The organism is Pseudomonas sp. NBRC 111143 (assembly GCF_001320965.1).
GTDB classification, from domain to species: Bacteria; Pseudomonadota; Gammaproteobacteria; order Pseudomonadales; family Pseudomonadaceae; genus Aquipseudomonas; species Aquipseudomonas machongensis.
In genome coordinates this window covers 18,816-38,051 of the sequence record NZ_BCBT01000050.1, presented here as the reverse complement: position 1 = coordinate 38,051, position 19,236 = coordinate 18,816, and the positions used below count along the sequence as shown (strand labels likewise).

Sequence of the window (19,236 nt, the reverse complement as noted above, 5' to 3'; positions counted from 1 at the left end):
ATAGCAAGCTAGCGCGTGCCATCTTTTTACCATTGATCGGCGAGCCGACCTAGAGCAGTGGCGACTGTTTCTCGTCGGATTTTGGCATGTTTTCGACGAACGGTATGGGTGAAATACACATATTGTGCAGCCCCTGTTGCTAGTAGCAACACACCTCTATCCGACGGTGTGTCTAGGTAGGCGGAAATCGCCTAAATGCCCGATTCAGCTAGCTTAACCCCCAAAATGGAGTCAAAACGCCACCAAAATGATGATGTTCAATCTTTCCGAAGAGATCCATAGAATCCCGATGAGCTTCGTAGAGATGGAGCGCTTGATCAAAAAAGGCAACGTAGGATGCTATTGCACGTGATTTAACACGTAGCTATATTCAACCCGTCGAACGTGTCATCAAGTCGCCGGTAAGCTTCTCCAAAAGCTAGCTGGCCGAGAAAGCCGCCCCTCCAAGGCGGCTTTTTTGTGCCCACCTTTCTGGGAAGCTCAGGGCAGGGATGCGCCTCCAAAGGAGTAGGGCTTCACCCTCTGCGATCCTCCAAATCTGTGCGGGCCGAGCTACTTTACCACGGTGCCAATCACCAGTCCGCGCAAACCGGCAGCCCGAAATTCTGTTGTCGTTTGAGCTGTGATTCAGATGCTCACCATCAATCCAGCCTCCATTACCCTCATCGAAATGAACTATAAATTTCCCACTGGCCCCATGACCTGCGCGGGCTCCAGAGTCATTCTCGTGCCGCCCCTATCTAGATAGAGGGCGCCTTGATGCTTCAAATTGCAGCCTGAATTGGTTGCGGAGCTATTTAAGGTGGACAACTTCATTAAGCTCTTCGAGAAAGCGCTCTACTCAGACCCTGTTAACCTTGCGCTTTGCTGCGTAATGCTCAGCTTGGTCCTAGTTATGTTTGTGATTTACCTAGCGTGGTGGAAATCCAGATGAGTACGGGAAGTCATTGGGCAAAAATGCCTTTGCGTTGGATTCATGAGCAAGGACTAGTGAATTTTCAGGGCCGTTCACCCCAGGGCGTGCGGATGTTCTCGATGCTCGATTTCGTGAGGGACGCAGATGATGCTCCGCTACGCAACGAAAGCATCGCCGCGCTCAAGCTCTATTTGGTGCTTTGCTGCCAGGCGGATTACCGCACTGGTCTCGCAACCTTCACCTACACAGATCTGGAAAGCCTTGCAGTGATGTCCCGAGCGGTCATATCGCGCTCACTCACCAGGTTGGAGGCGGCGCAGCTCATCAAGAGGGAGCCGCAAGCACTCAAGAGTGGATCGAAGATTCAAATTTTGGCTTGGGACGATGACTATGCGTGGGGCAAGATCCCCAAGCTTTGGCTCTACGATGGCAACCGTGGACGGATGCTCCTGTTGAAGGAATTCAACTTCTCACAGCTATCTCTTCACGCGCTGAAGATTTACCTCACATTGCTCGCCTTTAGAGACCGCAGAGGGATTGCGACCTTGAGTTATGATCGCCTGGTCCATTACACAGGGGTGCTCAGGCATCAGGTAGCCGATGCCATCACTCGACTGTACGATTCCCGGCTCATATCGTTCAGGCCAGGGGAATTTCAGAGCGAGTACGAATTTGACCGGACTAACCGCTATTTGGTGAGGGGATTCGGGACTCGTTGGCCATCACCTGATGATCACCAAGCGGCTGCCGAGAAAGCTAATGCGCCGGGTGCGAAGATGCCTGCCAATAAGAAGGATATAGAGGCGACGTTGGAATTCGTCCAGGATGGTTCGAGATAGGGTTCGCTGGCGAGCCACCCATGCGAGCACGGTTGCCAAGTGGCAAGGCATTTGAGGATGTAGCAGAAATGGAAAGCATCAAAAAGGACAACCACTACGTACCTCAGGCGTACCTGAGACACTGGATGATCCAAGGCAACGTCCTCGCCTACCGTCTGCTAGTGCCACATGAAAAAAGCGCGATTTGGAAGCCGCTTTCAACCAAAAGCGTGGCTGTGCTTCGGCATCTTTATACGCGTCTGGCTGGCTCTGAGGAGAGCGACGAAGTCGAGCGCTGGCTTGAGCGGGATTTCGAAAGTCCAGGACTCGCATCCGTCGAAAAGGTAGTCAGCGAGTCGCAGTTGTCCCGAGAGGATTGGAACAATTTGTTCCGCTTTGCTGTTGCGCAATCTGTCCGTACTCCTGCCCAAATGCAGAGCTTTATCAAACGCCACACTGAAACGCTTGAGGCATTCCTGTCTGAGACCATGAAGTGGTCCGTGGGCCAAATTGAGGCAGCTTCAGCCGCTGGAGTTCAACCTGAGCCTCCTCCGGTTCTAGACCCTTACAGTAAGCTGCCGCTGAAGATTCAACGTGTGAAGAATGAGCATGGCGAAGAAGGCATCCAAGCCGAGATCTTGGTCGGGCGGAAGTTTTGGCTCTGGCAGATCGAACATGTGCTCAAGGGCACTATCCATCGATTGCCAAATCATCGTTGGACCATCCTACACGCCCCACCTGGAGTCACCTGGCCAACGTCCGATAATCCGTTCATGAGGGTCGGAGTTGGGGCGAATGGAGCACTTAGTCTTGAGGGCGGTTGGGATGTTCCAGGCACAAAGCTGTTCATGCCACTCAGTCCTAAGCATCTTCTGTACACGTGTGTTGGCTCACCACCCCCTCGGCGCGGCACCACGTTGAGTCTCGATCAAGCAGCATTTTTCAGGATGATGATTTTGACCGGGGCCCATCACTACGTATTTGCGACAGATACGCGAGATATTGAGGAGTACAGACCCCGTACCGTCTGTCCCGAGCAATTTAAAGCAGTACGTAAGCATTGGGCGGAATGGCATGAGACCCAGTCGAGAGAGGAGGCCAATTATCCCGACCTCTGATGATTACGCGTTGTGTAGGTTTTCATAAGGCGGACACCACCTTCACAATGGCGCTGCTGTGACGGTAAGCTGGGTACTGTCCTTAGCATTCCCGTAAAAATAGAAAAGCCCGCCATGTGAGGCGGGCTATCAAGTGTCTCCGAGGGGAGGCCATGGCCAACAAAGTCTCAGAGCAATCCCCCACAGGTTACGCATTTCACGCGGCTTGTGCCATCGAGAATTGGCAATGGCATAGGTAAACCCTGCTAGCTGCGCATCACCTTGTTCCAGTCAATCTCATAGCCGGCGTCTTGAAGCTCACGGCTCAAGGCTTTGAATCGCCCCTGGTTTCCTAGACACTCTCCAAGCTCAGGAAATAGCGTTTCTCATACTCTACTGGAGACAGCTGCATAGCACTGCTGTGTCGACGCTTGGGGTTATAGAACATCTCGATGTAATCGAAAATATAACTTCGGGCTTCGTCACGCGTTGCGTAGATCTTCCGTCGGATTCGCTCCCGTTTCAAAAGCTGGAAAAAGCTCTCGGCTACGGCATTGTCGTGGCAGTTTCCCCGTCGGCTCATGCTGCTGATCACATTGTTGGCCTTCAGCAAGCTTTGCCAATCTGAGCTACTGAACTGACTGCCTTGGTCTGAGTGAATCATCACTTGCTGCTGTGGCTTGCGTCGCCACACGGCCATCAGCATGGCGTCGATGGCCAGGTCGCTGCTCATCCTGGGCTTCATTGACCAACCAATGACTTGGCGAGAGAACAGATCCAGCACTACCGCCAGGTACAGCCACCCTTCATAGGTGCGGATGTAGGTGATATCGGTCACCCAGACCTTATTCGGCTCACAGACCTTGAACTGCCGGGCCAGATGGTTGGGCGATGCCACTGTTGGTTTTCCGCCATAAAACCCAGGACGACGGCGATAGCCCGTTTGCGAACGCAGCCCCTCTGCCTGCATCAAGCGACCGACTCGATTTCGCCCACAGATCTCTCCTAGCTCTCGCAGGTCATCGTGAATCTTGCGATGGCCATACACGCCGCCGCTTTCTAACCAGGCCTGCTTGATCAAGCCAAGCAGGCGCTGATCTTCTTTGGCTCGGGCAGAGTGAGGCTCGGCCAACCAAGCGTAGTAGCCGCTGGGATGCACCTTGAGGGTTTGGCAAAGGCGACGCACTGGGTAATCCGTCGAGTGCTTGTTGATGAAGGCGTACTTCAGCCGCACTCCTTGGCAAAGTACGCGGCGGCCTTCTTTAAGATGTCTCGCTCTTCTGTCACCCGCTTGAGTTCAGCGCGCAGCTTGCGCAGTTCAGCCTGCTGATCATTGTCTTGCTGACGCTGCTCTTGGGGCTTGCTGTAGACCTTGATCCAGACGTAAAGGCTGTGCACGGACATGCCCAGGCGCTGGGCGACCTCGGCGACAGGTTTGCCTTTTTCGGTCACTTGCTTGACCGCTTCGATCTTGAATTCTTCGGGGTAACGCTGACGACTCATGGCACCTCCTATTTGGGCCTCATTATGAGGCTTGGAGGTGTCTACGAAACCAGGGGCGATTCAAGGCGTAGATGCGGGGCAAAGGTGGATGGACCACAGGAGGTGGTGGAGGAGACAGGAGAAAGGTGAACGTACTCCAGATAAGCCATGTGAGCCTCCTCTGAAGAGCAGCCCGAGATGAGCTCGAACTAGCACTTTACAGATTGACAGCCAACCATCGTGTCCATAGGTTGGCACATGATGGTTGGCTGTCAATGAGCGCTCACTATACGTTGAAGCGGAAGTGCATCACATCACCGTCCTTGACGATGTAGTCCTTGCCTTCCAGGCGCCACTTGCCGGCTTCCTTGGCGCCGCTTTCGCCCTTGAACTGGATGAAGTCGTCATAGGCGACCACTTCGGCGCGGATGAAGCCCTTCTCGAAGTCGGTGTGGATGACACCGGCCGCTTGCGGGGCGGTGGCGCCAACGCGGACGGTCCAGGCGCGGACTTCCTGCACACCGGCGGTGAAGTAGGTCTGCAGGTTGAGCAGCTCGTAGCCGGCGCGAATCACGCGGTTCAGGCCGGGTTCTTCAAGGCCGAGGGCCTCGAGGAACATGTCCTTCTCCTCACCGTCTTCCAGCTCGGCGATCTCCGCTTCGATCTTGTTGCACACCGGCACCACGACCGCGCCTTCTTCCTCGGCGATGGCTTTCACCACGTCCAGGTGCGGGTTGTTGTCGAAGCCGTCCTCGGCAACGTTGGCGATGTACATGACCGGCTTGCTGGTCAGCAGGTGGAAGCCACGGATCGCGGCCTTTTCATCGTCAGCCATGTGCTTCATCAGGCTGCGCGCAGGCTTGCCTTCGGTGAAGTGCGGGATCAGCTTTTCCAGCAAGGCCTTCTGTGCCAGGGCCTCCTTGTCGCCGCCCTTGGCGTTGCGAGCGACCTTCTGCAGTTGCTTTTCGCAGCTGTCGAGGTCGGCGAAGATCAGTTCGAGGTCGATGATCTCGATATCGCGCTTGGGGTCGACGCTGTTGGAGACGTGGATCACGTTCTCGTCTTCGAAGCAGCGCACCACGTGGGCGATGGCGTCGGTCTCGCGGATGTTGGCGAGGAACTTGTTGCCCAGGCCTTCACCCTTGGAGGCGCCGGCGACCAGGCCCGCGATGTCGACGAATTCCATGGTGGTCGGCAGGATGCGGTTCGGCTTGACGATCTCGGCCAGCGCCGCCAGGCGTGCGTCGGGCATTGGCACGATGCCGCTGTTCGGCTCGATGGTGCAGAAGGGGAAGTTCTCCGCCGCGATACCGGATTTGGTCAGGGCGTTGAACAGGGTGGACTTGCCGACGTTGGGCAGGCCGACGATGCCGCAATTGAAACCCATGGGAATTCCCCTTTCTAGAAAGTCAGGCCTTCTGGCTGTGCAGTTCGCGCATGGCCTTGGCGAAGTCGCCGGCCAGCACGTCCGGCAGCACGCCGAGGGCAAAATCGATGCTGGCGTCGAGCTTCTCCTGCTCGGCGCGCGGCGCGCGGCCCAGGACGAAGTTGGAGACCAGTTTGGCGTCGCCCGGGTGGCCAATGCCAAGCCGCAGGCGGTGGAAGTCGTTCTGGTTACCGAGCTGCGCGATGATGTCGCGCAGGCCGTTATGCCCGCCATGCCCGCCGCCACGCTTGAGCTTGGCGACGCCGGGAGGCAGGTCGAGTTCGTCATGTGCCACCAGGATCGCTTCCGGCTTGATACGGAAGAAATTGGCCAATGCCGCCACGGACTGGCCGCTGCGGTTCATGTAGGTGGTGGGAATCAGCAGGCGAACATCGTTGCCCTGATGGCTGAACTTAGCCGTCAGGCCAAAATACTTTTTGTCAGCGGACAGCGAAACGCGCTGGGCGCTGGCAATGCGTTCAACGAAAAGAGCCCCTGCGTTATGCCGGGTCTGTTCGTATTCGGGGCCGGGGTTACCCAGGCCGACGATCAACTGGATGGCGGTCACGTCAGGGGCTCTTTCCTTGGAGTTGGTGGGTTACGGTGCGCGCGGCACTGTAACCCGATCAACGCCGGCGTGCGAGTGGATTACTCGGCAGCGCCTTCTTCAGCAGCTTCAGCGGACACGCGTGGAGCGTGAACGTTGGCAACGGCTTTGTCATCACCGTGGGCCAGAGCGACGAACTCTACGCCTTTCGGAGCTTTCAGGTCCGACAGGTGGATGATGGTGCCGATTTCGGCCTTGGACAGGTCGACTTCGATGAACTCAGGCAGGTCCTTGGCTTCGCAGGAAACTTCGATCTCGGATTCTACGTGGGAGATCTCGCCGCCTTTCTTGACCGGGGCTTCTTCACCAACGAAGTGAACCGGAACCTTGGCGGTCAGCTTCTGGCCAGCAACGACGCGAACGAAGTCGGCGTGCATGATGAAGCCTTTGGCCGGGTGGCGCTGCAGGGCCTTGACGATGACGTTCTGCTTCTTGCCGTCGACGTTCAGTTCCAGAACGTGGCTGAAGGCAGCTTCGTTTTCGAACAGCTTGGTGATTTCCTTGGCCAGGATGGTCAGGGACTCGGCGTCCTTGTTACCACCGTAGACAACGGCAGGGATGTTCAGCGAGTGACGCAGGCGGCGGCTCGCACCTTTCCCCAGGTCAGTACGCGCTTGGGCGTTCAGGGTGAAATCAGTCATTTTGTTTCTCCAAAATAGCCCCCCGAGGGCGTTTGCGACCAGCGCCGGACGGGGATGGCAAAAAAGCCCCGCCCCGACATCGATGCCGGGGCGGGGCGCTTTTCGTCAGCGTGCGTTCCGCTTAGCGGAACATCGCGCTGATCGATTCTTCGTTGCTGATGCGGCGGACCGCTTCAGCGACTACCGGTGCGATATCCAGTTGGCGGATACGGTCACAGGCTTGAGCAGCGGCGGACAGCGGGATGGTGTTGGTCACCACCAGCTCGTCGAGCACCGACTTCTCGATGTTCTCGATCGCACGACCCGACAGAACCGGGTGGGTGCAATAGGCGTAGACCTTGGCAGCGCCGTGGTCTTTCAGGGCCTTGGCCGCGTGGCACAGGGTGCCGGCGGTGTCGACCATGTCGTCTACCAGGATGCAGGTGCGTCCTTCGACGTCGCCGATGATATGCATCACCTCGGAGTGGTTCGCTTTCTCGCGGCGTTTGTCGATGATACCCAGGTCGACACCCAGCGACTTGGCGACGGCGCGTGCACGCACCACACCACCGATGTCGGGGGAGACGATCATGAGATTATCGAAACGCTGGTCTTCGATATCGTCGACCAGTACGGGCGAACCGTAGATGTTGTCGACAGGAATATCGAAGAAACCCTGGATCTGGTCAGCGTGCAGGTCGACGGTGAGAACACGGTCGATACCCACGACAGTGAGCATGTCAGCGACGACTTTGGCGCTGATGGCTACACGTGCCGAACGCGGACGGCGGTCCTGGCGGGCGTATCCGAAGTAAGGAATCACGGCGGTGATTCGGGAAGCTGAGGAGCGGCGGAAGGCGTCGGCCATCACTACCAGTTCCATCAGATTATCGTTGGTCGGAGCGCAGGTCGGCTGAATGATAAAGACGTCTTTACCGCGGACGTTTTCATTAATCTCAGTGCTGATTTCGCCGTCGGAGAATTTACCGACAGAAACATCACCCAGTGGGATATGCAGCTGACGTACGACACGCCGAGCCAGATCGGGGTTGGCATTCCCCGTGAAGACCATCATCTTGGACACGCGCAGTACCTGAAGGCTGAGGGTAACCTGGATGAGTATAAGGAAAATGGCAGGGGCGGCTGGATTCGAACCAACGCATGGCAGGATCAAAACCTGCTGCCTTACCGCTTGGCGACGCCCCTGTATCTGTTGCTGCGAACGCTTATGCGCTCGACTTCTTGATCAGACTTTGCAGCTTGCGATGCAACATCGAAACATTGCTTCCTTTTGCCACAAACCCTGCTTGGGTCTCTGAAAGAAGGGCCAGAACTCTATCAGCTTCGGCTTTGCTTGGGAAGGCCCCAAACACGCAACTTCCAGTGCCGGTCATTCGAGCTTCCGTAAAATTACCCAGCGAATTCAGCGCATTGCGAACTTCTGGATAACGTTGCTCTACCACCGGTTGGCAGTCATTTCGACTGTTTCCCTCGGGAACGGGGCGCATCTTAAGGGGGAGGGAATCACGTGTCAACTCTGGATGCGAAAAAATTTCCGCTGTGCTGACAGACACTTGCGGCACCAGCACGACATACCAGGGTTCTTCCGGATCGACCGGGGTCAGTTGTTCGCCCACGCCTTGGGCGAAGGCGGCATGACCACGTACGAACACCGGCACATCGGCCCCCAGTGTCAGCCCCAGCGCAGCCAGGCGGTCGACCGGCCAGTCGAGCTGCCACAGATGATCCAGGGCGAGCAGGGTAGTGGCCGCATCGGAACTGCCGCCACCGATACCGCCGCCCATGGGCAGGACCTTGTCGAGCCAGATGTCGACACCCAGCTGTGTGCCGGACTGTTCCTGCAGCTTGCGCGCTGCGCGCACGATCAGGTTGCTGTCGTGGGGGACATCGGCGATCTCGGTGTTCAGGCGGATCAGGCCATCGTCACGCAGCTCGAAGCTCAGCTGGTCGGCGTGGTCGAGGAACTGAAACACGGTTTCCAGCTCGTGATAGCCGTCGGCGCGTCGGCCGGTAATGTGCAGCCACAGGTTGAGCTTGGCCGGCGCGGGCAGGGTGAGCCTTTGCATCGGATCAGTGTCCCAGCTGGCGGGGTTGCCAGTCCTTGACCACCAGGGTGACGTCGAGGTTTTCGCCGTGCAGCTTCAGGCGCTCGGGCAGCCAGTAGCCGTTCTGTTCGATGTAGCTCAGGTATTCGACTTCCCAGCCGTCCTGGGTGAGGCGGGCCAGGCGGCTGTCGCCATCGAGGGTCAGTTGGCTCTTGCTGTCCGGGGCCGGAAGGCCGCGCACCCACCAGACCAGATGCGATACGGGCAGGCGCCAACCGAGCTGCTCTTCGAGCAGGGCTTCGGGGTTCGCTGCCTCGTAACGGCCCTGATTGGCCACTTCCAGCACCACGCCGCCGGGGCGGCCGGTCAGGCGTGCGGCGCCGCGACCCAGGGGCCCAGCCAGGCGAATGTCGTAGTAGTCCTGGCGCTGCAGCCAGAACAGCGTGCCGCTGCCCGAGTCACGCGGGGCGCGGATGCCGACCTTGCCGTTGATCTGCCAGCCGTCGAGGGTGCTCAGCTGTTGCTTGTGCTCGCGCCACTGTTGCGGGCTGCCCTTGCCCTGGACGGCTTCACGGGTGCCGAAACCGGCGCAGCCGGTGAGCAGGGCGATCAGGGCGAAGGTGATGAGATGACGCAAACGCATGATTTAAAGGTTCTCGGATCCGGTCAGGCGCAGGACGGTCTTGCGCAGGATAGGGCTGTCGGGTTGTTCGGCGAAGGCCTTGGCCCAGACCTGGCGCGCTTCGCGGCGCTTGCCGTTGGCCCACAGCACCTCGCCGAGGTGGGCGGCGACTTCATGGTCGGGGAAGCGCTCCAGCGCCTGGCGCAACAGGCGCTCGGCCTCGTCCAGGTTGCCCAGGCGATAATTGACCCAGCCCAGGCTGTCGAGCACTGCCGGGTCGTCCGGGGTGAGCTGGTGGGCTTTGTCGATCAGTGCTTTTGCTTCGCCATAGCGTGTGGTGCGGTCGGCCAGGGTGTAGCCCAGGGCGTTGAGGGCCATCGCGTTTTCCGGTTCGCGGGCGATGATGGCACGCAGGTCTTTTTCCATCTGCGGCAGGTCGTCGCGCTTTTCAGCCAGCATGGCGCGGGTGTAGAGCAGGTTGAGATCGTCGGGGTAACGCTTGATGGCCTGCTGCAGTACCTGGTCGGCCTGGGCTTCCTTGCCATTGTTGCCCAGGGTTTCGGCCTCGATGAGGTAGAGCTGGATCGCATAGTCGGGCTGTGCTTCGCGGGCTTCGGCCAGGTGGCGCGAGGCCTCGGCGCTGCGGCCGTTGGCGATCAGGATATCGGCTTGGCGCAATTGCGCGGCCAGGTAGTCCGGGCCTGGGCCGACCAGCGCGTATTCGCGCAGGGCCGCTGCCGGGAGGCCGCGTTCTTCGCGAATGCGCCCGAGGTTCAGGTGCGCGGCGTCGACGTTGCTGTCGCGCTCGACCATCTCCTGCAGGTAGCCTTCGGCCTCGTCCCAGTTCTTGTTCTCCATGCTCACCAGCGCCAGCGAATAACGCAGCTCGTCGTCATCCGGGTACTGTTGCAGCAGGCTCTCGAACTCGGCCTTGGCGTCGGTGATGCGGTCCTGTTCGACCAGCGTACGGGCATACGTGAGGCGCAGGCGCTTGTCGTCCGGATTGTCGCGAATCGCCCCGCGCAGCAGTGGCAGGGCTTCGCCGCCACGGTCCAGGGCCTGGAGCAGGCGCGCGCGCAGCAGGATCGGCGCGATTTCGCCATTGCGTGGCGGATGGCTTTCGAGCAGTTCGAGTGCCTGTTCGGTCTTGCCATCCTGGTTGAGCAGCAGGGCCTTGCCGAAGACCAGTTGGCTGTTGTCCGGGTACTTGACCAGCAGGCGGTCGAAGCTTTGCATCAGCCCGTCGCGGGTGCTCTGGTCGGTTTCGGCGGCAGACAGGGCGAGGAAGTCGAAGTGGGTATCGCCCTGGCCCTGGAGCACTTTCTCCATGTAGGCCATGGCGTCGTCGTAGCGGCCGGAGCGGGCCAGTTGGATCGCCGCGGCGCGCTGGGCGTCGAGGTTCTGCGGGTCGTTGCGGGCCCAGATCAGCGCGGTATCGAGGGCCGGTTCATCGGCCCCGAGGTACTCGGCGATGCGGTAGGCACGCTCGGAGACGGCCGGGTCCTGGGTTTTCTGTGCCTGGTCGACATAGTTGGCCAGGGCAATGTCGAAGCGGTTGCGCTGGCCGGCAAGTTCAGCCACCAGCAGGCTGTAGAGGGTGTCCTGTTTGAACGATCCATACACCACAGGGGGTTTCGCCTCGGGCTTGTCGGCTTCGGCAACAGCTTGCTGATCCTCGCTCTTGTGCGGGATCAGGCTCTGGCAGCCCTGGAGCAGGGCGAAGGCAAGCAGCAATGCGTAGGGTCTGTTCATAGAGGCTTTGGTGGACTAACCGGCGGTCGGAGCATGATGACACAAGCGCGGGGGCAAACCCACCCGCGAAGTGTGTGACCGCACTGAGCGCGTGATGTTCGGGGGCAGGCCGACTGTCACACGTGTTTGCGGCAGATGCCTGGCTGGGTTCGGGGCGTGCCTCCAGGCCTCACGATAGCCCAGGCTCATCACGACAATAGCGAACGGTGGTTGTCCTGAATCCTGCGAAGTAGGACAATTATCGGCTTCCCGTCCCAACCAGCGACCTTGCATGGCCTTTCTCGCCCTCGGTATCAACCACAAGACTGCCTCGGTAGACGTACGCGAGCGCGTGGCGTTTACGCCCGAGCAACTGGTCGATGCCCTGCAGCAGCTCTGCCGACTGACCGCCAGCCGCGAGGCGGCGATCCTGTCGACCTGCAACCGCAGTGAGCTCTATATAGAGCAGGACCAGCTCAGCGCCGACGCTGTGCTGCAGTGGCTGGCCGCCTACCACCGCCTGAGCCTCGACGAGCTGCGTGCCAGTGCCTACGTTCACGAAGAGCACGATGCGGTCAAACACATGATGCGTGTCGCCTCCGGGCTCGACTCGCTGGTGCTGGGCGAGCCCCAGATCCTCGGCCAGATGAAATCGGCCTTCGCAGTGGCCCGTGAGGCCGGCACCATCGGCCCGTTGCTCGGGCGTCTGTTCCAGGCCACCTTCAGCGCCGCCAAGCAGGTGCGCACTGACACCGCCATCGGTGAAAACCCGGTCTCGGTCGCCTTCGCCGCCGTCAGCCTGGCCAAGCAGATCTTCGCCGACCTGGGCCGCAGCCAGGCCCTGCTGATCGGTGCCGGCGAAACCATCACCCTGGTCGCCCGCCACTTGCATGAGCAGGGGGTCAAGCGGATCGTCGTCGCCAACCGCACGCTCGAACGCGCCAGCATCCTCGCCGAGCAGTTCGGTGCCCATGCCGTGCTGTTGGCGGACATCCCGCAGGAACTGGCCAACAGTGACATCGTCATCAGTTCCACCGCCAGCCAGTTGCCGATTCTCGGCAAGGGCGCGGTCGAGAGCGCGCTGAAGCAGCGCCGGCACAAGCCGATCTTCATGGTCGACATCGCTGTGCCGCGGGACATCGAGCCGCAGGTGGGCGAGCTGGACGACGTCTATCTTTATACGGTGGACGACCTGCACGAAGTCGTCGCCGAAAACCTCAAGAGCCGCCAGGGTGCAGCCCAGGCCGCCGAAGAGCTGGTCAATCTCGGTGCCGATGACTTCATGGCGCGCCTGCGCGAGCTGGCTGCGGTGGACGTGCTCAAGGCCTACCGCCAGCAGAGCGAGCGGTTGCGCGATGAGGAACTGCAAAAAGCCCAGCGCCTGCTGGCCAACGGCGGTAACCCCGAAGAAATACTCGCCCAGCTGGCCCGCGGCCTGACCAACAAGCTGTTGCACGCGCCCAGCGTGCAACTGAAAAAGCTCTCTGCCGAAGGCCGCGTCGATGCGCTGGCCATGGCCCAGGAACTCTTTGCCCTCCACGAGGGCTCGACGGACAAACCCACGCAATGAAAGCGTCGCTGCTGAAAAAACTGGACATCCTCCAGGACCGCTTCGAAGAACTCACCGCCCTGCTGGGTGATGCCGAAGTCATTTCCGACCAGACCCGTTTCCGCGCCTATTCCCGTGAATATGCCGAAGTCGAGCCGGTGTTCGTCGCCTATAAGGAGTGGTGCAAGGTCCAGGAGGATCTGGAGGGCGCCCAGGCGCTGCTAAAGGACAGCGATCCGGACCTGCGCGAGATGGCCGTGGAGGAAGTGCGCGAAGCCAAGGAGCAACTCGTCGTCCTGGAGTCGCAGCTTCAGCGCATGCTGCTGCCCAAGGACCCCAACGACGGGCGCAACGTGTTTCTCGAGATCCGTGCCGGCACCGGCGGCGACGAGGCTGCGATCTTTTCCGGCGATCTGTTCCGCATGTACTCGCGCTACGCCGAGAAGCGTGGCTGGCGCCTGGAGATCCTCTCCGAGAACGAGGGTGAACACGGCGGCTACAAGGAAATCATCGCCCGCGTCGAGGGCGACAGCGTATACGGCAAGCTCAAGTTCGAGTCCGGGGCGCACCGGGTGCAGCGCGTGCCGGAAACCGAATCGCAGGGCCGCATCCACACGTCCGCCTGCACCGTGGCGGTGCTGGCCGAGCCTGACGAGCAGGCCGCAATCGAGATCAACCCGGCCGACCTGCGCGTCGACACCTATCGCGCCTCGGGTGCGGGTGGTCAGCACGTGAACAAGACCGATTCGGCGATCCGCATCACCCACTTGCCGACCGGCATCGTCGTCGAGTGCCAGGAAGAACGTTCCCAGCACAAGAACCGCGCCCGCGCCATGTCGTGGCTGTCGGCCAAGCTCAACGACATGCAGACCAGCGCCGCGCAGAATGCGATTGCCAGCGAGCGCAAGCTGTTGGTGGGCTCGGGCGACCGCTCCGAGCGCATCCGCACTTACAACTACCCGCAGGGTCGGGTCACCGACCATCGCATCAACCTGACGCTCTACTCCCTCGACGATGTACTCGCCGGTGGTGTGGATGCGGTGATCGAACCCTTGCTGGCCGAATACCAGGCCGATCAACTGGCCGCCCTGGGGGACTGATGACCATCATCGCCAGCCTGCTGCGCAATGCGCAATTGCCCGATTCGCCCACCGAGCGCCTGGACGCCGAGTTGTTGCTGTCCGCTGCCTTGGGCAAGTCGCGCAGCTACCTGCACACCTGGCCCGAGCGTATCGTCAGCAGCGAGGCGGCGCAGGCCTTTGCGGCCTTTCTCGAACGCCGTCGCGCAGGTGAGCCGGTGGCGTACATTCTCGGTCAGCAGGGCTTCTGGAAGCTCGACCTTGAAGTCGCGCCGCACACGCTGATCCCTCGACCAGACACCGAGTTGCTGGTGGAAACCGCGCTCGAACGGGTGCCTGCCAAACCTGCCCGGGTGCTTGACCTTGGCACCGGCAGCGGCGCCATCGCCCTGGCCCTGGCGAGCGAGTGCCCGGCCTGGCAGGTGACGGCAGTCGATCGCATCGACGAGGCCGTGGCCCTGGCCGAGCGCAACCGCGCGCGCCTGCACCTGATGAATGTTCAGGTGCGCAGTAGCCACTGGTTCGACGCCCTGGCCGACGAGCGTTTCGACCTGATCCTCAGCAACCCGCCCTACGTTGCCGCCGAAGATCCGCACTTGAGCGAGGGCGATGTGCGTTTCGAGCCCAGCAGTGCGCTGGTGGCCGGCCCAGATGGCCTTGACGATCTGCGCCTGATCATCGCCCAGGCGCCGCAGCACCTGTTGCCCGGCGGCTGGTTGTTGCTCGAGCATGGCTACGACCAGGCTGGCGCAGTGCGTGACCTGTTGGTTGGTAGCGGTTTCATCGAGGTGGACAGCCGCCGCGACCTGGGTGGGCACGAGCGTATTTCCCTTGGGCGCCTGCCATGCTGAGTGATCAGGAACTGTTGCGCTACAGCCGGCAGATCCTGCTGTCGCAGGTGGATATCGACGGCCAGTTGCGGCTCAAACAGAGCAAGGCCCTGGTGGTCGGGCTCGGTGGCCTGGGGTCGCCCGTCGCGCTCTACTTGGCGGCTGCCGGCGTGGGCGAGTTGCACCTGGCCGACTTCGACACGGTCGACCTGACCAACCTGCAACGCCAGGTCCTCCATGACAGCGACAGCGTCGGCATGACCAAGGTCGACTCGGCGTTGCAGCGTCTGCAGGCGATCAATCCGGAGGTCACCCTGGTTGCCCATCGCCATGCCCTGGACGACGACTCGTTGGCTGCGGCGGTGGCGGCGGTGGACCTGGTGCTGGACTGCTCCGACAATTTCGCCACTCGCGAGTCGGTCAACGCCGCATGCGTGGCTGCTGGCAAACCGTTGGTGAGCGGCGCGGCCATTCGCCTGGAGGGGCAGTTGTCGGTGTTCGACCCTCGGCGCGACTACAGCCCTTGCTATCACTGCCTCTATGGTCATGGCAGCGAGGCCGAGCTGACCTGCAGCGAAGCCGGCGTGATCGGTCCGCTGGTGGGGCTGGTGGGCAGCTTGCAGGCTTTGGAAGCCCTGAAGCTGCTGGCCGGGTTCGGCGAGCCCCTGGTGGGCCGCTTGTTGCTGATCGATGCCCTCGGCACGCGCATGCGCGAGCTGCGGGTCAAGCGAGACCCGGCCTGCACGGTGTGCGGCGATCGCCATGGCTGATCGCTCGGCGCCGGTGGGCGTGATGGATTCGGGCGTCGGTGGCTTGTCGGTGCTTGCCGAGATTCGGCGCTTGCTGCCCCACGAGTCGCTGCTCTACGTCGCCGATTGCGGCCACGTACCCTATGGCGAGAAATCCCCCGACTACATCCGTGAGCGCTGCCGGCGCATCGCCGAGTTCTTCCACGCACGCGGTGCCAAGGCCATGGTCCTGGCGTGCAACACCGCGACCGTGGCGGCTGTGGCCGACTTGCGGGAGCGCTACCCCGATTGGCCGTTGGTGGGCATGGAGCCTGCGGTCAAGCCGGCCGCTGCGGCGACACGCTCCGGTGTGGTCGGCGTCCTGGCTACCACCGGCACCTTGCAGAGTGCAAAATTTGCCGCCTTGCTCGACCGCTTCGCCAACGATGTGCAGGTGGTCACCCAGCCATGCCCTGGCCTGGTCGAGCTGATCGAGGCCGGTGACCTGAACAGTCCACTGCTACGCCAGATGTTGCTCGGCTACGTGCAGCCGCTGCTGGCTGCCGGCTGCGACACGCTGATCCTCGGCTGCACGCATTATCCCTTCCTGCGCCCGCTGCTGGCCGACATGGTGCCGGCCGAGGTGGCGATCATCGATACCGGTGCTGCCGTGGCGCGTCAGTTGCAACGCCTGTTGCTGGCCCGCGACCTGCTGGCCGACGGGCCTGCGCGTGAGGCCGAATTCTGCAGCAGTGGCGACACGCAGCACTTGCACAAGATCCTCCCGCTTCTGTGGGGCGCCTCGGTCGAACAGGTCAGTGCGTTCGACTTGTAAAAAAAATGTGAAATTTCCCCCGGCAAAGCTGAACTATCGTCCCAGTGCTGATTTCTATCATTGAGCCTGACTTACAGGCAGACACTTGATAACAACACCAGGAAGAAGGACGGGCTCATGAGGCATTTGCTTGGAGTGGCAGTGGTTGCCGCGTTGGCGTTGGGGCAGACGGTATCGGCGCAGGCGGCCGATGTCTCGTTGTCGGTGGGGCAGACCGGCGACAGCACCATGGTCTACCGACTGGGGCTGCAGTCGAACTGGGATGCCAGTTGGTGGCAGACCAGCGTAGGCCGTATTACTGGGTACTGGGACGGCGCCTACACGTTCTGGGATGGCGACGAGCGAGCAAGCAATCACAGCCTGTCGTTCGCGCCGGTGTTCGTTTACGAGTTCGCCGGGGACTCGGTCAAACCCTACATCGAGGCGGGGATCGGTGTGGCGGCATTCTCGCGGACCAAGCTGGAAAGCAATGACCTGGGCTCCTCGTTCCAGTTCGAGGACCGTATCGGATTCGGCCTGCGTTTTGCCGGTGGGCACGAGATCGGGGTTCGCGCGATCCATTATTCCAACGCCGGGATCAAGCAGCCCAATGATGGCGTCGAGAGCTATTCGCTGCATTATCGTATGGCGCTCTGACCCGAATCACCGGGGCGCTTAGCGCCCCGTGTTTACCTCAAGCTTCCCTGGGCAGTGGCCACAGCAAGGTCGGATCCATCACTTCGAGCACCAATTCGGCCTGGGGTTGTTCGAGCCTGCGCACCAACTCCTCTGCTGCGCTCTGCGCCGTCCAGGATTCAGGTATCGCCATGCTGCTGCTAACAGGCGCCTTGAGCGACTGCGGCGCAACCACCGTAAGCTGTACCGTCAGATCGTCGAGGACCTTGCGTTGCTCGCGGAACCACTGTGGCAGGCTGTTGTGCCCTGCCGGGTTCTGCGCTGGCGCAAACAGCTGCAGCGTCGAATAGCGACTGAACAGTGCCATCACCTGTGGCCTGTCGCCTCTGGCCAATAAAGACAGTGCGTTGGACAAGACATGCTCGCTGGCGCGCCGGTTGCTGCTGACGATGGCTTCCATTGTCGCGTTGGCAGGTAGGCTGTCTGGCAGGTAGTCGCACGTGCCGGCATTAACGATCAAGACGTCCAATGCGCCCCAATGCGACTGCACCTGCTCGGCCGCCGCCTGCGCCTCGGCCAGCTCGTGCAGGTGCACCGGCAGGCGCAGAAGGCGAGCCTCGTGAAGCTCTGCCAAGGTGTCGAGTTCCTGGCAATTCTTTCCGCTGGCGGCGACTCGATGACCCTCTTCGAGCAACCGTTCGACCAGCGCGAGGCCTACGCCATTGCTGGCCCCTGTCACCCAGAACCTGCGCGTACTGCTCAATACCGTGTCCTTCAGTTGGTGGAGGCGGGTAGCGCCTTGAATGCCGCCAGTGCCCTATGGCGACTCCTGTCCAGATCGACGATCGGACTGATGTATCCATTTGTATCAAATAGTCCGGCAGATTTCACAGGCAAATGAATGTGTTTGTCATCCAGATGGGTGAGTTCTGGTAACCAATGGCGGATAAAGCGTCCTTTTGGATCGAAACGCTGCGACTGGGTCACTGGGTTGAAGATCCGGAAATAGGGCACCGAATCGGTGCCGGTGGAGGCGCTCCACTGCCAGCCGCCGTTGTTCGCCGCCAGGTCGCCGTCGATCAGGTGTCGCATGAAATGCCGCTCGCCCTTGCGCCAGTCGATGAGCAGATTCTTGCTCAGGAACATGGCTACCACCATGCGCAGCCTGTTGTGCATCCAACCTGTATGCAGCAGCTGGCGCATGGCCGCGTCGATCAACGGGAAACCGGTGCGGCCTTGTTCCCACGCCTCCAGATCCTCGGGCGCATCACGCCAGGGCAGAGCCTCGGTAGGGGCGCGGAAGGGGCGGTGGCGCGAGACCTGAGGATAGCCTACCAGGATGTGCTTGTAGAACTCGCGCCAGAGCAGCTCGTCGATCCAGGTCCGTACACCTTGGCTGCCGCTGTCGAATTCGCCACGGTTGCTCGACAGTGCGGCGTGCAGGCATTGGCGCGGCGAGATCACGCCGGCGGCAAGATAGGGCGAGAGTTGGCTGGTGCCGGGCCTGGCCGGCAGGTCACGCAGGGTCTGGTAGTCGTCGATGGTTTCGTCGACGAAGCGCGACAGCCTGCCCTGAGCCTCGTCTTCACCGGCAGGCCAGTGGTCGCGCAAGGCCTTAGCGGGCGTGTCGAAGCCTTCGATATGCCTGGGGATCGAGTCGCTGGCGATGCCCAGCGGGGCCTGTGGTTTCACGGGATGGGCAAGGGTTGGCAGGCTGCGATGCAGATGTTCCAGGCAAGCCTTGCGAAACTGGCCGAAGACCTGGAAGTAGTTGCCCGCCTTGGTCAGCAGGGTGCCGGGATGGAAGAACAGCTGGTCCAGGTGCGTGCGGGTGGCCACGCCGGAGCGCTCCAGCAAAGACTGGGTACGCTGGTCACGCTGGCTTTCGTTGACGCCGTACTCATCGTTCCAGTGCACCGTCTGCACCTTGTGCATGCGGCAAACCTCCAGCACGGTTTCGGGCACCTGTCGCCAGGTGTCGGTATGGCGGATCATCAGCGGGATATTCAGGCGTTCGAGAGCCTGACGCAGGTCGCGCAGGTTGCGTATCCAGAAGTCGACCTTGCTCGGCGCATCGTCGTGCGCCTGCCATTGCTCGGGGCTGGCGATCCACAGGGCAATGGTCGGCCCCTGTGCGGTGGCGGTGGAGAGGGCGGTGTTGTCGCTTATGCGCAGGTCGCTGCGCAGCCAGATCAATTGCATCTCAGGGTCTCTG

The 19,236-nt window shown here is 61.0% G+C and carries 18 protein-coding genes and 1 tRNA gene; 8 read left to right on the top strand and 11 right to left on the bottom strand.

Annotation, left to right across the window (positions count from 1 at the left end):
- The first annotated feature begins 930 nt into the window (after positions 1–930).
- Both APH44_RS22530 and APH44_RS22525 read left to right on the top strand, forming a co-directional pair.
- Positions 931–1,755 (top strand): hypothetical protein, encoded by an 825-nt coding sequence (locus APH44_RS22530; protein ID WP_054894621.1) that lies wholly within the window; start codon positions 931–933, stop codon positions 1,753–1,755.
- 68 nt (positions 1,756–1,823) lie between these two features.
- Positions 1,824–2,852: a DUF4238 domain-containing protein gene (locus APH44_RS22525; RefSeq protein WP_054894620.1), complete on the top strand. Its 1,029-nt coding sequence runs from the start codon at positions 1,824–1,826 to the stop codon at positions 2,850–2,852.
- 331 nt (positions 2,853–3,183) lie between these two features.
- On the opposite strand, the gene APH44_RS22520 is transcribed toward APH44_RS22525, so the two are convergent.
- From APH44_RS22520 to APH44_RS22475, 9 genes are all read right to left on the bottom strand, one after another.
- Positions 3,184–4,334 (bottom strand): IS3 family transposase gene (locus tag APH44_RS22520; RefSeq protein WP_156343779.1). Its coding sequence is split into 2 segments (ribosomal slippage): positions 3,184–4,100 and positions 4,100–4,334, totalling 1,152 coding nucleotides; the frame shifts between segments, so codons are not numbered across the junction.
- 265 nt (positions 4,335–4,599) lie between these two features.
- On the bottom strand, positions 4,600–5,700 hold the full coding sequence (gene ychF / locus APH44_RS22510) for a redox-regulated ATPase YchF (RefSeq protein ID WP_054894617.1): 1,101 nt from the start codon (positions 5,698–5,700) through the stop codon (positions 4,600–4,602).
- A gap of 22 nt (positions 5,701–5,722) precedes the next feature.
- Positions 5,723–6,307 (bottom strand): aminoacyl-tRNA hydrolase, encoded by a 585-nt coding sequence (pth, locus tag APH44_RS22505; protein WP_054894616.1) that lies wholly within the window; start codon positions 6,305–6,307, stop codon positions 5,723–5,725.
- An 80-nt stretch (positions 6,308–6,387) separates the two neighbouring features.
- Entirely contained in the window at positions 6,388–6,987 is a 600-nt protein-coding gene (locus tag APH44_RS22500; RefSeq protein ID WP_054894615.1) for a 50S ribosomal protein L25/general stress protein Ctc, read from the bottom strand.
- A 121-nt stretch (positions 6,988–7,108) separates the two neighbouring features.
- Positions 7,109–8,050 (bottom strand): ribose-phosphate pyrophosphokinase, encoded by a 942-nt coding sequence (locus APH44_RS22495; protein WP_029614333.1) that lies wholly within the window; start codon positions 8,048–8,050, stop codon positions 7,109–7,111.
- A 47-nt stretch (positions 8,051–8,097) separates the two neighbouring features.
- A tRNA-Gln gene (locus APH44_RS22490) sits at positions 8,098–8,172 on the bottom strand.
- A gap of 20 nt (positions 8,173–8,192) precedes the next feature.
- Positions 8,193–9,053 carry a 4-(cytidine 5'-diphospho)-2-C-methyl-D-erythritol kinase gene (gene ispE, locus APH44_RS22485; protein WP_054894614.1) on the bottom strand — a complete coding sequence of 287 codons (861 nt, stop codon included), beginning with the start codon at positions 9,051–9,053 and terminating at the stop codon, positions 8,193–8,195.
- A 4-nt stretch (positions 9,054–9,057) separates the two neighbouring features.
- Entirely contained in the window at positions 9,058–9,675 is a 618-nt protein-coding gene (gene lolB / locus APH44_RS22480) for a lipoprotein insertase outer membrane protein LolB (protein WP_054894613.1), read from the bottom strand.
- Between the two features lie 3 nt (positions 9,676–9,678).
- Positions 9,679–11,406, bottom strand: coding sequence for a tetratricopeptide repeat protein (locus tag APH44_RS22475; protein ID WP_054894612.1), 1,728 nt, complete (start codon positions 11,404–11,406; stop codon positions 9,679–9,681).
- Positions 11,407–11,677: 271 nt separating this feature from the next.
- Between APH44_RS22475 and hemA the strand changes: the two genes are divergently transcribed.
- The 6 genes from hemA (at position 11,678) to APH44_RS22445 (ending at position 17,042) form a co-directional block, all read left to right on the top strand.
- Positions 11,678–12,955: a glutamyl-tRNA reductase gene (gene hemA, locus APH44_RS22470; protein ID WP_054894611.1), complete on the top strand. Its 1,278-nt coding sequence runs from the start codon at positions 11,678–11,680 to the stop codon at positions 12,953–12,955.
- Positions 12,952–14,034 (top strand): peptide chain release factor 1, encoded by a 1,083-nt coding sequence (prfA, locus tag APH44_RS22465; protein WP_054894610.1) that lies wholly within the window; start codon positions 12,952–12,954, stop codon positions 14,032–14,034. The genes hemA and prfA overlap by 4 nt, the downstream gene beginning before the upstream one ends.
- Positions 14,034–14,864 (top strand): peptide chain release factor N(5)-glutamine methyltransferase, encoded by an 831-nt coding sequence (gene prmC / locus APH44_RS22460; RefSeq protein ID WP_054894609.1) that lies wholly within the window; start codon positions 14,034–14,036, stop codon positions 14,862–14,864. The genes prfA and prmC overlap by 1 nt, the downstream gene beginning before the upstream one ends.
- Entirely contained in the window at positions 14,858–15,613 is a 756-nt protein-coding gene (locus APH44_RS22455; protein ID WP_054894608.1) for a molybdopterin-synthase adenylyltransferase MoeB, read from the top strand. Before prmC ends, APH44_RS22455 begins: the two co-directional genes overlap by 7 nt.
- Entirely contained in the window at positions 15,606–16,406 is an 801-nt protein-coding gene (murI, locus tag APH44_RS22450; RefSeq protein WP_054894607.1) for a glutamate racemase, read from the top strand. The genes APH44_RS22455 and murI overlap by 8 nt, the downstream gene beginning before the upstream one ends.
- Before the next feature lie 117 nt (positions 16,407–16,523).
- Positions 16,524–17,042: an acyloxyacyl hydrolase gene (locus APH44_RS22445; protein WP_054894606.1), complete on the top strand. Its 519-nt coding sequence runs from the start codon at positions 16,524–16,526 to the stop codon at positions 17,040–17,042.
- 37 nt (positions 17,043–17,079) lie between these two features.
- Here the strand turns inward: APH44_RS22445 and APH44_RS22440 are convergent, their stop codons facing one another.
- Both APH44_RS22440 and phrB read right to left on the bottom strand, forming a co-directional pair.
- Positions 17,080–17,784 carry an SDR family NAD(P)-dependent oxidoreductase gene (locus APH44_RS22440; protein WP_054894605.1) on the bottom strand — a complete coding sequence of 235 codons (705 nt, stop codon included), beginning with the start codon at positions 17,782–17,784 and terminating at the stop codon, positions 17,080–17,082.
- Between the two features lie 11 nt (positions 17,785–17,795).
- Positions 17,796–19,223, bottom strand: coding sequence for a deoxyribodipyrimidine photo-lyase (gene phrB / locus APH44_RS22435; RefSeq protein WP_054894604.1), 1,428 nt, complete (start codon positions 19,221–19,223; stop codon positions 17,796–17,798).
- Between the last annotated feature and the right edge of the window lie 13 nt (positions 19,224–19,236).